Below are 13,272 nucleotides of genomic sequence, written 5' to 3' on the forward strand. Positions count from 1 at the left end.
GCACATGGAGCAGACGGAGCAGATGCAGTGGGCGTGACGACCGACCAGGACGAGCAGACCGACGCGCCCGCGCACGGCCCCCACCACGGCGCCCGGCACCAGCGCGCGCCGGGCACCGGCGCCCTCGCGGGCCACGCTCGGCGTCGAGGCCATGGACGCCGCATCCGGCGGCGCGCTCCTGGTCGGCGTGCACGTCCCGGGCCCGGGCCACACAGCGGGTCTCGTGCGCGGCGACGTCGTGCTCGCCCTCGACGCGACGCGCCTGCGCTCGGCCACCGACCTCGCGCGGGCCCTAGCCGCCGCCCTCCCCGGCACCACCGTCACCCTCACCGTGCGCCATGCGAACGGCAGCCGCCTGCGCCTGGCCGCGACCCTCGGCGTCCTCACCTGAGCCTTGCCGCCGCGCCGGCCCACCACCGCGCGCGCCGCGGACCGTCATCGGCGCGATGGGCTCGCATCCGCCCCGGCGGAAGGGCAGGATGCTGCCCGTAGACCCTGGGAGCACCGGACCCGCGGAGGTTATGGATGACCGGCACGCCCGCGCCGCCCGACAGCGGCGGCCCCGCACCCTTCACCGCCGACGACTACGCGGCCCGGATGCGGCGCGCCGCGGAAGCCGCCGACGCGGCCGGGCTCGCCGGGCTGCTGATCGCACCCGGGCCCGACCTGGTGTGGCTGACGGGATACCGGCCGGTGGAGACCGAACGCCTCACCCTGCTGGTGCTGCGGGCGGGACACGAGCCCGTCCTCGTCGTGCCCACCCTGGAGGCGCCCGACGCGGCGGCGGCGGCCGGTGCGCCCGCGCTGACGCTGCGCGACTGGACCGACGGCAAGGACCCGTACGAGGCCGCCGCCTCCCTGCTGCGCCCCGACGGCCGCTACGGCATCAGCGACAACGCCTGGGCCCTGCACCTGCTCGGCCTGCGCGAGCGGCTCCCGCACGCCGGGCACGTCGCCCTCACCCGCGCCCTGCCGATGCTGCGGGCCGTCAAGGACGCCGCGGAACTCGACCGGCTGGCGGCCGCCGGGGCCGCCGCGGACGCCACGTACGAGGAGATCAGGAAGGTCCCCTTCGCGGGCCGTCGGGAACGGGAGGTCGCCGCGGACCTCGCCGGTCTGCTGCGGCAGTTCGGACACACACAGGTCGACTTCACCATCGTCGCCTCCGGGCCCAACGGCGCAAATCCCCACCACGAGGCCGGGGAACGCGTCATCGAGCGCGGTGACATGGTCGTCCTCGACTTCGGAGGCCTCAAGCACGGCTACGGCTCGGACACCTCCCGCACCGTCCACGTCGGCGAACCGACCGACGAGGAGCGCAGGGTGCACGACCTGGTGCGCGCGGCCCAGGAGGCGGGCGTCCGCGCGGTCCGGCCGGGTGCCGCCTGCCAGGACGTGGACCGTGCGGCCCGCGCGGTCATCGCCGACGCCGGGTACGGCGAGTACTTCATCCACCGCACCGGGCACGGCATCGGCGTCACCACGCACGAGCCGCCGTACATGATCGAGGGAGAGGAACAGCCCCTGGTGCCCGGCATGTGCTTCTCCGTGGAGCCCGGAATCTATCTGCCCGGCCGCTTCGGTGTCCGGATCGAGGACATCGTGACGGTGACTGAGGACGGCGGGCGCCGCCTCAACAACACCCCCCGCCAGATGGCGGTGGTCGACTGAGAGGGCAGGGGCCGGCCGCGCGCCCCGACCGCGAGACGTCGGACGGCCGGCCCCGGCACCCGCAGCTCCCCGCAGGCCCCCGAGACGACAACGGCGCGATCATGACCCAGGCACCGACACCGACGGCGGAGACCGTACGCCGACTGGTCCGCTCCCTGCTTGTGGAGGGGGACCTTCCAGAGGCGGACGGACCGGATGTGACGCCCGCCGCCGAGGGCCCGGGACACTCCACCTGGTGGGTGGGCACACGCCATGTGCTGCGGCTGGCCACCGATCGCGACGCCTCCGCGCGCCGGCGCCGCGAACTGCGGCTGCGCCCCCTGGTACGGCCGCACGTCCAGGTCGCGGTCCCGACGAGCGTCGCGCACGGGGAGTGGGCCGCGGGGCTCAGCTACACCCTGGACACGCGGCTGCCCGGCAGCACCGGCGAGGAACCGGACGTCTCCGCGCTCGGCGAGGCGGACCTCGCGGCACTGCTCACCGGGCTGCGCGAGGTGCCCGTGCGGCAGGCCGAGGCGATCGGCGTGCTCCGGGTGCCGCCCCGCTCCCTGGAGGCGCTGCGGTCCGCCGCCGCGAGCGCCGCCGACCGCCTCGCGGAGGCCGACGAGTTCGACCCCGCGCGGCTCGCCCAGCTCACCGCGCCCGCCGCCCGCCAGCTGGTCACGCAGCCCGGCGCCGCCGTCCTGGTCCACCACGGCCTCAGCGGCGACCACCTCCTGGTGAGTGGCGACGGGCGGGTGCGCGGCGTTCTCGGCTGGGCCGACGCGGTCATCGGCGACCCGGCCGAGGACATCGCCATGCTCGCGATCGCCGTCGGCGCACCCGCGGCGGTGCGCGCCGCGACCCTCGCGGGCTACGGTGCCCGCCCCTGCCTGCGCGGCCTGTGGCTCGCCCGCTGCGACACGCTCACCCGCCTCACCGAGGGCCTCGAGGGCGGCAAGGCCACCCCGCCGCCCGTTCTGCGCGCACGGCTGCGGCGCGCCTGGGAGGCGATCCTGCTGGAGCGGGTCACGGAACTGCCCGGCGACGAGACACCGTAGGCGCCCGGGCCCGGGACGACCGTCCCCTCAGCGGTCCCGGCGCCCCGTCACCCCCGTGCCGCTCCCCTCACCCCTGGGTCAGCACCACACACGACTCGCCCGGAAGGCGCAGCACGCCCTCCTCGTCCGGCGGCTGCACGGGCTCCCACGCGGCCAGTACACGCGCGTGAGGGACGCCGAGGGCGATCCGCGCGGGCTCCCCGGCCAGGTTCAGGGCGACCCGGACATCGCCGCGGCGGAAGGCGAACCAGCGGCCCTCCTCGTCGTAGGCGACCTTCACGTCCTCCAGGTCGGGGGCGGTGAGATCGGGCTGGGCGCGGCGCAGGGCGATCAGCTCCCGGTACCAGGCCAGCACGCGAGCGTGGGGCTCGCTCTCCGGCTCGGACCAGTCGAGGCAGGAGCGGTCGCGGGTCGCCGGGTCCTGGGGGTCCGGCACGTCCTCCTCCGCCCAGCCGTGGGCGGCGAACTCCCGGCGCCTGCCCCGTCGTACGGCCTCGGCCAGTTCGGGATCGGTGTGGTCGGTGAAGAACTGCCAGGGCGTCCCCGCGGCCCACTCCTCGCCCATGAACAGCATCGGTGTGAACGGTGCGGTGAGCACCAGCGTCGCCGCGCACGCCAGCAGCCCGGGGGAGAGGGAGGCCGAGAGCCGGTCCCCGAGGGCGCGGTTGCCGATCTGGTCGTGGGTCTGGGCGTAGCCCAGCAGGCGGTGCGCGGACACGCGGGCACGGTCCAGCGGGCGCCCGTGCCGCCGGCCGCGGAAGGTGGAGTAGGTGCCGTCGTGGAAGAAACCGCCCGTCAGCGTCTTGGCGAGGGCCGCGAGGGGCGCCCGGGCGAAGTCCTCGTAGTAACCCTGCGATTCGCCGGTCAGCGCGGTGTGCAGGGCGTGATGGAAGTCGTCGTTCCACTGGGCGTGCAGTCCGAGTCCGTGCTCCGCGCGCGCGGTGACGACCCGGGGGTCACCGAGGTCCGACTCGGCGATCAGGAAGAGCGGCCGACCGGTCTCGGCGGCCAGCGCGTCCACCGCCGACGACAGCTCCTCCAGGAAGTGCAGCGCGCGCGTGTCGTGCAGTGCGTGCACCGCGTCCAGGCGCAGCCCGTCGAGCCGGTAGTCACGCAGCCAGGCCAGCGCGCTGCCGATCAGATACGCGCGCACCTCGTCCGACCCCGGCGCGTCCAGGTTCACCGCGGCGCCCCAGGGCGTGTGATACGTCTCCGTGAAGTACGGGCCGAACGCGGGCAGGTGGTTGCCGGACGGGCCGAGGTGGTTGTGGACCACGTCCAGCACGACCCCGAGGCCGAGTTCGTGGGCCCGGTCGACGAACCGTTTCAGCGCCTCGGGCCCGCCGTACGGCTCATGCACCGCCCAGAGGCTGACGCCCTCGTAGCCCCAGCCGTGCCGCCCCGGGAACGGGCACAAGGGCATCAACTCCACGTGCGTGACGCCCAGTTCCACAAGGTGTTCCAGCCGCCGCGCCGCCGCGTCCAGCGTGCCCTCGCGGGTGTACGTCCCCACGTGCAGCTCGTACAGCACCGCGCCGGGCAGTCCGCGCCCGGCCCACTCGGCACGCCATGCGTACCGCCCCTGGTCGACGACCGCGCTCAGCCCGTCCGGACCGTCCGGCTGACGGCGCGACCGCGGATCGGGCAGCACCGGGCCGTCGTCCACGGCGAACCCGTACCGCGCGCCGTCCCCGGCCTCCGCCTCACCGGTCCACCATCCCGACCGCTCCGGATCCCGTGCCAACGCCCGCCTGTCGCCTTCACAGTGAAGCGTCACCCGGGCAGCCTGCGGTGCCCACACCTCGAACCGCACGGACGGTCCCCCCTCGTCTGCTCATCGTGATGTAGCGCGTCCATGGTGCTTCATACGAGATCAATCGGCCGCCGTATCCACCCTTTTGACACGCCCGAAGGACCCCGACGGCGCCGGCGATCCTTTTGTCGTTTCCTGGACACGAAACGCCGGCTGACCGACAATCAGCCCCGTGACGTCGTCTTTCGAGTTCCATACGTACCCGGCGCGGCTCTCGGACGCCGAACGCGACAGGGCGCTGAAGGCGCTCAGCGACGGCGTCGCCCTGGGGCGTCTGTCGCACGACACGTTCCTGCGGCGCATGGAGCTGGCCCTTGTCGCCCGGCAGCCGCACGAGCTGGCCGCGCTCACCGCCGACCTGACCACCGACAAGCGCTGGTCGCGCCTCGTCTTCGGGACCGTCGAGGCGGTCTCCGGTTTCACCGTGCGGCTGCGCCGGGCCTGGCAGGCCGAGCGGCTGCCGAAGCTGCTGCTGCCGAGCCCGGGCCACCCCTATCCGCTGCGGATCGGCCGTGATCCCGCGAGCGGACTCAGGCTCAGTCACGAGACGGTCTCCCGCGTGCACGCCGAACTCCGGCACCAGGGCGGGCTGTGGGTGCTGCGCGATCTCGGCTCCACCAACGGCACCACCGTCAACGGCCGCCGGGTGATCGGCGCCGCGGTCGTCCGCGACGGGGACCAGGTGAGCTTCGGGAGGATGACCTTCCGGCTGGCGGCGCAGTAGCCGGCCACCGTGCGGCGCCGGAGCGGCCCCCGGCGCCCGCCGTGCCGCACCGGGGCTCGTTGCGCCGTCAGAGTGCCGTCCCACCCCCACCCCCGCCGCGTACCCGCCGCGGTGTTGACGAAGCCTCCCGGGCCGTGACTGACTGTGCGTACACCGTGTACACCAGGTGAATCGACGGCACCACATAGTGGAGGTGTGCCCTGTCGCCACTCCTCCGCTACCCGACGGTGGACGAGCTCGGCGCGCACGCGGCCGCGCTCGTCGCCCGCCGCCCCCGCGATGCCCGGTTGCGCCGTGTGGGCACGTCACGGGGCGGCACGCCCCTGTGGCTGCTCTCCGTCGGCCATGGCGGCCGCCACGCCCTCGTCGTCGCCGGACCCCATGCCAACGAACCCGTCGGCGGAGCCACCGCCCTGCGCCTGGCCGAACGGGTGCTCGCCGACCCCCGCCTGAGCACCGGCATCGACACCACCTGGAACCTGCTGCTCTGCCTCGACCCCGACGGCGCTCGCCGCAACGAGGGCTGGCTGGCGGGCCCGTACACCCTCGGCCGGTACTTCCGGCACTTCTTCCGGCCCGGCTTTCTCGAGCAGCCCGAGTGGCTGCCCGACGGCGCGGAGCGCGCCGCCCTGCCCGAGACCCGCGCCCTGCTGGACCTCCAGGACGAACTGCGGCCCTTCTTCCACTGCTCCCTGCACGGCGTCGACGTCGGCGGCGGCTTCGTCGAGCTGACCCGCGACCTGCCGGGCATCGCCCAGCGGCTCGCCGAGGCCGCCGCCCGGCTGGGCATCCCCCGGGAACTCGGCCCCTACGACACCCTGTACTGGCCGGCCCTCGGCCCCGCCGTGTACCGCATCCCGCCACCCCGCCGCGGCGACCTGGCCGCGGCGATCACGGAGGCCGCGGTCGAGTCGACCTGGTTCCACCCGCACCGCTACGGCACCGTCACGGCGGTCGTCGAGGCACCCATGTGGGGTGTGACGGCCGTGGAGGACGCCTCGCCGCTCCCCGACCCGGAGGCGGTGCTCCGGGCCGTCAGCGGGACGCTGCGCCGTGACACCCGGCTGCTGGCGGGATTCCTGGACCGCATCCGCCCCCACCTGGCCGCGGTCCCGGACGCCGACCGGCTGCTCGCCCCGGTCGACGACTATTTACTGGTCGGCCCCGGACTCGCCGACTCCTGGGACCCCGACGTCCACGGCGCCGGGCAGCGGCCCCTGCCGCCCCTCGACACCGCCCGACTGACCGCCCTGGGGATTTCCGGGCGGCGCGTCGCGCTGCGCACCGCCGGACTGCTCCACCAACTCGCCCGGGCCGCCGGGCGCGAGGCGGGCGGGGTGCTGCCGGAACTCGACAGGCTCATCGACGCCTGGTGCGCCGACTACCGCGACGGCTACCGGGCGCGCTGGATCCCGGTCGCGCGACAGGCCGAGTACCAGGCGCGCGTGGTGCTCGCCGCCGTCGAACTCGCCGGGCGGTACGCGCCCGTGCGCTCCCATTCGGGTGAGTCCGGCTGGGGCCCGGAGGCCGCGGTGCCGATGCATACGGAATGACGACGAAGACCACACTGGCCCTGCGCGGTGCCCTGATCGCCGCGGCCGTCCTGCTCCCCGTGGTGCCGGCCCAGGCCGCGCCCCGGCCGGCCGCCACCGGCAACTGGCTCTATCTGACCGTCACCAACGGCGACGAGCGCTCCCGGGACATCAGCGGAACGCTGCTGCTGTGCGACCCGCCCCAGGGGCACTCCGAGGCCGCCGAGGCCTGCGCGGAACTCGACGCGGTGCAGGGGGACATCGGCCGTATCCCGCCCGACGACTCCCTCTGCCCGATGCTCTACGCCCCCGTGACCGTCTCCGCGCGCGGCGAGTGGGACGGCCGTCCGGTCGAGTACAGCCACACCTTTGCCAACGCGTGCGAGCTCCAGGCCAGAACCGGATCGGTGTTCGCGCTCGTGGACCGAGGGGTTCCGGGCGTACGGGACCGAGCGGTTCCCGGAGTGCAGGGCCGGGCGGTTCCGGGCCTACGGCACCGGGCGGTTGCGGGCGCAGGGCACTGAGCCGCGCCCCGCGCGCGTGGACGGGGTCCGGCAAGCCACGCGCGCGGGGCGGTGCCCGTGTCGCCCGGCGACGGCGCAGGCGCTGTCAGCGGCGGGGCGCCGGATCCGGTTCGCCGGGCGGCGGGCCCCTCAGTCCCCGGCGACTCGCTCCAGCAGTGCGACCGGCAGCCGTGTGAAAAGGTCCTCCACGCGCGCGTGCCCCTCGAACCGGCGCTCGGGGAGGAGCACGTCCGCCCACCGGCCGGGCGGCAGCGTGAGGGACGTGTCGTGCCAGCCGCCCGCCTCCGCGAGACGCAGCGACAGCCGGGTGACCACCGTGAGCACCTCCCCGGACCGCACGAAGGCCACGCAGTGCGCGGCGGCCGGGCCCTCGGCCCCGAGCGGGGTGTAGGCCCCCGACGCGCCGAAGACCTCCGGGCGCCGCCTGCGCAGCCGCAGCGCGGCCCCCGTGAGCTCAGCCTTCTCCGAGGACGCCGCCCGCGGTGCGAACGGCAACCGGTTGTCCGGGTCGACCAGCGCCCGGTACTCGCCCTCCGTGCCCTGGTAGACGTCCGGCACGCCCGGCATGGTCAGCTGGACCAGTGCGGCCCCGAGGACGTTCGCCCGGATATGCGGCGCCAGCGCGTCCCGGAACTCCATGACGGGCCGCCCCGGTGCACCGCACGGCCCCTGGGCGACGAACGCCGACACCGCCTCCTCGTAGGCCGGTTCCGTCTCGGTCCACGTGGTGTGCAGCCCGGCCTCCCGTACGTGTTTGAGCAGTGCCCCGGACAGGCGCTCCCGGTCGGCCCGGCCGAGCCCGAAGAGCGTCTGCCAGGCGGCCCACGCCAGGTGTGGATCGGGCCCCGTGCCGCCCGCGCGGGTCACCTCGGCCAGCACGTCGGCCCAGCGCTCCGGGCACTGGGTGAGCACCGAGACAGCGGCCCGCACGTCCGCACTGCGCTTGGTGTCGTGCGTCGACAGCACGGTCCCGGTGGCGGGCCAGTCGCGCCGCACGCGCGCGCAGTACGCGTGGAAGTCCTCCGGGGCGACGGCCGGGGCGCCGGGATCGCCACCCACCTCGTTCGCGGACAGCAGTGGCACATAGCGGTAGAACGCCGTGTCCTCCACGGACTTGGCGCGCAGCGCCGACGCCGTCTGCGCGAACCGTGCCCGGAATTCGGCGTGGAGGGGCCCGTCCCCGGCACGTCCCAGCGCGAGGTCCCGTACGACGGTCACCGCGTGGGCCTCCTCGGGCACGGTGAAGGCCGCGCGGGCCTCGGCGGCGGCCTCCTCGGTGACGACCGCGGCGGCGTCCTTCGAGGTGTACGGCCGGTACACCTCCAGGCGGACGAGGAGTTCGCGCAGCGCGGTCCGCAGCGCCCAGGGCGCGTGGTCGCGCAGCGCGGGGTCCGGGGAGGTCTCGCACAGGCGGCTCGCCACGCGCGTGAGGCGGTCCACCTCGGCCGCCAGCTCGTGGGTGACCACCCGGTAGGCGGCGCGCCGCACGGTGGAGGCCCAGTGCCCACCGCGGTCGCCCAAGGGGGCCGCGAACCGCCGGTAGTGGCCGAGCAGGTCTCCGGCGCCCACGGGGTCCGCGAACAGCCCGTCCACATGACGCAGGGCGTCGTACCCCGTGGTGCCCGCGACCGGCCAGGAGGAGGGCAGGTGCTCGTCCGCCGCGAGGATCTTCTCCACGACCGTCCACCGCCCGCCGGTGGCCTCGTGCAGCCGGCGCAGATACCCCTCCGGGTCGGCCAGCCCGTCAGGGTGGTCCACGCGCAGACCGTCGATCACATGCTCGTCGAGCAGCCGCAGGAGCGTCGCGTGGGTCGCCGTGAAGACCTCCGGGTCCTCCACGCGTACCCCGATGAGCTCGGAGATGCTGAAGAACCGCCGGTAGTTCAGTTCCGTACGGGCCAGCCGCCACCACACCGGGCGGTACCACTGGGCGTCGAGCAGCTGCGGCAGCGGCAGCGTCGCGGTGCCCTCACGCAGCGGGAACACATGGTCGTGGTAGCGCAGCACATCCCCGTCGACCTTCAGCTGCCCGATCTCCTCGCCGAGCCGGCGCCCGAGAACGGGCAGCAGCAGTTGCCCGCCCCCCGCTTCCCAGTCGATGTCGAACCAGCGTGCGTACGGCGACTCGGGTCCCTCGCGCAGCACCTCCCACAGGGGGCGGTTGTGGCGCGGGGAGGCCGCCATGTGGTTGGGCACGATGTCCACGACCAGGCCCAGCCCGTGCTCCCGGGCCGTGCGGGCCAGGGCGCGCAGCCCCGCCTCACCGCCGAGTTCCTCCCGTACGCGCGCGTGGTCGACGACGTCGTAGCCGTGTGTCGAGCCGGGGACCGCCTCCAGGACGGGGGACAGATGCAGATGCGAGACGCCGAGTGCGGCCAGGTACGGCACGGCCGCCTCGGCCGCGCCGAACGGGAACTCCGGCTGCAGCTGGAGCCGGTACGTGGCCGTGGGCACCGGCGGGGCGGGACGCTCAGGTGTCATGAAACCTACGTACCCGTCCCGCCGGCTTTAGTGCCGGAAACGCGCCGCCGGACCCCTGGGGGGTCTCGTTTGGATCAGCCCGGGTCCGCGACGCCCGGTGCGGCACCTCGCCGCGTTGTCGGACCACCCGAATGCATCCGGTACGCGGGAGGCCCCCCGCCTTGCGATCTTCCCCCGGCTACCGCTGGGAGGTGCCCCCTGCCCCGGACGCCGCGGCCTGATCCGAACCGATCCAAACGAAAAACCCCCTAGGCGGGCCGCTGGAGCACCACGAGGCTCCGGTCCACCAGGGTCAGCCGGCCCCCCGCCGCGACCTTGTCGCCGGTGCCCGGTACGAGCCCCTCCTGGAGGGAGGTGTCGACGACCACCTGCCACTGGCGTCCGTGGTCGACCGGCACCACGAATTCCAGCGACTTCGGCGAGGCGTTGAACATCAGCAGGAAGGAGTCGTCGGTGATGCGCTCCCCGCGCGGGCCGGGCTCGGAGATCGCGTTGCCGTTGAGGAACACGGTCAGCGCGCCCGCCTGTGCCGACGTCCAGTCCCGCTGGGTCATCTCCTGGCCCTGCGGGGTGAACCAGGCGACGTCGGACAGCTCGTCGTTCGTGCCCTGCACCGGGCGTCCGTGGAAGAAGCGGCGCCGGCGGAAGACCGGGTGGTCCCGGCGCAGCCACACCATCGCGCGCGTGAACTCCAGCAGCTCGCTGCCGTCCTCGGGCCACTCCACCCAGGACAGCTCGTTGTCCTGGCAGTAGGCGTTGTTGTTGCCCCGCTGGGTCCGTGCGAACTCGTCGCCGTGGCTGAGCATCGGCACGCCCTGGGAGAGCATCAGCGTGGCGATGAAGTTCCGCATCTGGCGGCCTCGCAGCTGAAGCACCGCCGGGTCGTCGCTCTCGCCCTCGGCCCCGCAGTTCCACGACCGGTTGTAGCTCTCCCCGTCGCGGTTCTCCTCGCCGTTGGCCTCGTTGTGCTTGTCGTTGTACGCGACGAGGTCGTGCAGCGTGAAGCCGTCGTGGCAGGTCACGAAGTTGATCGAGGCGAGCGGTCGGCGGCCGTCGTCCTGGTAGAGGTCCGAGGAGCCGGTCAGCCGGGAGGCGAACTCCGCGAGCGTGCGGGGCTCGCCGCGCCACAGGTCCCGTACGGTGTCGCGGTACTTGCCGTTCCACTCGGTCCACAGCGGCGGGAAGTTGCCCACCTGGTAGCCGCCCTCGCCCACGTCCCAGGGCTCGGCGATCAGCTTCACCTGGGAGACCACCGGGTCCTGCTGGACCAGGTCGAAGAACGACGACAGCCGGTCGACCTCGTGGAACTGGCGGGCGAGCGTCGCCGCCAGGTCGAAGCGGAATCCGTCCACGTGCATCTCGGTGACCCAGTAGCGCAGCGAGTCCATGATCAGTTGCAGCACGTGCGGGGAGCGCATCAGGAGGGAGTTGCCGGTGCCGGTCGTGTCCATGTAGTAGCGCGGGTCGTCCGTCAGCCGGTAGTACGAGGGGTTGTCGATGCCCCTGAAGGAGAGCGTCGGGCCGAGGTGGTTGCCCTCCGCGGTGTGGTTGTAGACGACGTCGAGGATGACCTCGATGCCGGCCTCGTGCAGCGCCCGAACGGCCGACTTGAACTCCAGGACCTGCTGGCCGCGGTCGCCCCAGGAGGCGTAGGCGTTGTGCGGGGCGAAGAAGCCGATGGTGTTGTAGCCCCAGTAGTTGGCGAGGCCCATGTCCACCAGACGATGGTCGTTGACGAACTGGTGTACGGGCATCAGCTCCAGCGCGGTGACACCCAGCTCGGTCAGGTGTTCGATGATGGCCGGGTGGGCGAGCGCCGCATAGGTGCCGCGCAGCTCGTCGGGGAGCGCCGGATGGCGCATCGTCAGGCCCTTCACATGGGCCTCGTAGATCACCGTGCGGTGGTACTCGGTGTGCGGCCGGCGGTCGTCACCCCAGTCGAAGTACGGGTTGATCACCACGGACGCCATGGTGTGGGGTGCCGAGTCCAGGTCGTTGCGCTTGTCGGGTGAGCCGAAGGGATAGCCGTACACCTCCTCGCCCCATTTCACGCTGCCGCTGATGGCGCGTGCGTACGGGTCGAGCAGCAGCTTCGCCGAGTTGCAGCGCAGCCCGCGCTCGGGGGCGTACGGGCCGTGCACCCTGAACCCATACCGCTGCCCCGGCATCACGCCGGGCAGATACGCGTGCCGTACGAACGCGTCGGTCTCCCGCAGTTCCACCGCCGTCTCCGAGCCGTCGTCGTGCAGCAGACACAGCTCGATCCGGTCGGCGGTCTCCGAGAAAACCGCGAAGTTGGTCCCTGCGCCGTCGTAGGTGGCGCCGAGCGGATATGCCTCTCCAGGCCAGACCTGCATGGACACGACTCTCCCAGTTGTCCTGGCCCCGAGGGGCGCCCTGAAGCCGAGTCTTCCCCGAAAGTGAGGGAACCTCCTATGACTTACACCCCTCTTAACAGCCGACCAGTGCATACGTGGTGCCGCGCAGCCACCTGTGCGACCGCGTATGCCGAACCAGTGGGGCTCGATCCACTCCCAGTGACACAGGGGGAGTAGGGGGAAATGTGCGCAGGATAGTGCGCCGCCATCTGGGCAAGGTGGTGGCGGGTGCGGCCATCGCGGTGACGGGGACCGCCGTGATGGTCGGGATCACGCTTCCGGGCTCGGTGTCGGCCGAGGAGTCCGGAGGCGGGGGCGGCGGACTCGCCGCCCGGCAGACCGACGGGCGGGAGCAGCAGGCGGCTCCCGGCGTCGTCGAGCAGGCCCCCGCCGAGGGGGAGAAGGGCAAGGGCGGCGACCCGCTGACCGGCGACGAGATCAAGCGCGTCGAACGCATCGCCCTGACCCGGCAGCAGTTCGCCGCAGCGGAGGACGTCGAGGGCGGTAAGGGCCCGCAGCGGCTGAGCGTCGGCCTCGCCGAGCCGGACCCTGACCACTTCGACGACCCGCGTGCGCCGCGCCGCGCGGACGTGACGTTCTACGACTACAAGGACGACAGTCTCGTCACCAGGACCGTCAACCTGGACACCGGGAAGGTCGAGGGGACCGGCACCCAGTACGGCGTGCAGCCGCCCCTCGCCCCGGACGAGAACGCCGAGGCGGCCAGGCTGCTGATCGCGGATCCGCTCGGCGCGGGCCTCAAGGCCGACTACAAGGACGCCACCGGCAAGGACCTCACCTCCCCCGGCCAGCTGATGCTCACCGGCATCGTCTACCGGGCGGTCCCGGGAGCCCAGCCGGCCGTCCTCGACCAGTGCGGGCGGCACCGCTGTGTGCGGCTCTTCCCGAAGGTCCCGAACGGCTCCTGGATCGACAGCCGTTCCTTCGTGATCGATCTGAGTGCCCGGAAGGTCGGCAAGCTCGCTTGAGCCACGCGCCGCCGCCCGCCGCACCGGACCTCTTCCCGGATCGCGGGCGCGTCGTCCCACCTTCCTGACCCCTCACCTTCTCGCCTCGTCTTTCTCGCTTTGTGCAAGAGGAGTCTCTTC

Annotated in this window: 9 protein-coding genes and 1 pseudogene; 7 read left to right on the top strand and 3 right to left on the bottom strand. The window is 73.4% G+C overall.

Translation table 11 applies throughout. The annotated features are described in order from the left end of the window. Nucleotides 1-148 precede the first annotated feature (148 nt). The 3 genes and pseudogenes from ABZ823_RS20890 to ABZ823_RS20900 form a co-directional block, all read left to right on the top strand. Nucleotides 149-391 (top strand): annotated as a pseudogene (locus tag ABZ823_RS20890) (PDZ domain-containing protein); the annotation flags it as partial. A 134-nt stretch (nt 392-525) separates the two neighbouring features. Further along, nucleotides 526-1,671 carry an aminopeptidase P family protein gene (locus tag ABZ823_RS20895; protein WP_361662234.1) on the top strand — a complete coding sequence of 382 codons (1,146 nt, stop codon included), beginning with the start codon at nt 526-528 and terminating at the stop codon, nt 1,669-1,671. Between the two features lie 101 nt (nt 1,672-1,772). Further along, on the top strand, nt 1,773-2,711 hold the full coding sequence (locus ABZ823_RS20900) for an aminoglycoside phosphotransferase family protein (protein WP_361662236.1): 939 nt from the start codon (nt 1,773-1,775) through the stop codon (nt 2,709-2,711). A gap of 67 nt (nt 2,712-2,778) precedes the next feature. Here ABZ823_RS20900 and treZ read toward each other — a convergent pair whose 3' ends face one another. Further along, nucleotides 2,779-4,524, bottom strand: a complete 1,746-nt coding sequence (gene treZ, locus ABZ823_RS20905) for a malto-oligosyltrehalose trehalohydrolase (protein ID WP_361662239.1) — start codon at nt 4,522-4,524, stop codon at nt 2,779-2,781. 172 nt (nt 4,525-4,696) lie between these two features. Here treZ and ABZ823_RS20910 point away from each other — a divergent pair, with 172 nt between their 5' ends. The 3 genes from ABZ823_RS20910 (at nt 4,697) to ABZ823_RS20920 (ending at nt 7,304) form a co-directional block, all read left to right on the top strand. Then, nucleotides 4,697-5,248 (top strand): DUF1707 and FHA domain-containing protein, encoded by a 552-nt coding sequence (locus ABZ823_RS20910; protein ID WP_361662242.1) that lies wholly within the window; start codon nt 4,697-4,699, stop codon nt 5,246-5,248. 227 nt (nt 5,249-5,475) lie between these two features. Further along, nucleotides 5,476-6,801, top strand: coding sequence for a M14 family zinc carboxypeptidase (locus ABZ823_RS20915; protein WP_361662245.1), 1,326 nt, complete (start codon nt 5,476-5,478; stop codon nt 6,799-6,801). Further along, nucleotides 6,798-7,304, top strand: a complete 507-nt coding sequence (locus tag ABZ823_RS20920) for an SSI family serine proteinase inhibitor (RefSeq protein WP_361662248.1) — start codon at nt 6,798-6,800, stop codon at nt 7,302-7,304. The genes ABZ823_RS20915 and ABZ823_RS20920 overlap by 4 nt, the downstream gene beginning before the upstream one ends. Nucleotides 7,305-7,433: 129 nt before the next feature. Here the strand turns inward: ABZ823_RS20920 and treY are convergent, their stop codons facing one another. Both treY and glgX read right to left on the bottom strand, forming a co-directional pair. Next, nucleotides 7,434-9,785, bottom strand: coding sequence for a malto-oligosyltrehalose synthase (gene treY, locus ABZ823_RS20925; protein WP_361662251.1), 2,352 nt, complete (start codon nt 9,783-9,785; stop codon nt 7,434-7,436). A gap of 248 nt (nt 9,786-10,033) precedes the next feature. Further along, nucleotides 10,034-12,142, bottom strand: coding sequence for a glycogen debranching protein GlgX (glgX, locus tag ABZ823_RS20930; protein WP_361662254.1), 2,109 nt, complete (start codon nt 12,140-12,142; stop codon nt 10,034-10,036). A 206-nt stretch (nt 12,143-12,348) separates the two neighbouring features. Here glgX and ABZ823_RS20935 point away from each other — a divergent pair, with 206 nt between their 5' ends. Further along, entirely contained in the window at nt 12,349-13,152 is an 804-nt protein-coding gene (locus ABZ823_RS20935; protein ID WP_361662257.1) for a Tat pathway signal sequence domain protein, read from the top strand. The last annotated feature ends 120 nt before the right edge of the window (nt 13,153-13,272 follow it).

The organism is Streptomyces sp. NPDC047079 (genome assembly GCF_040643755.1).
In the GTDB taxonomy this organism is placed as follows: Bacteria; Actinomycetota; Actinomycetes; order Streptomycetales; family Streptomycetaceae; genus Streptomyces.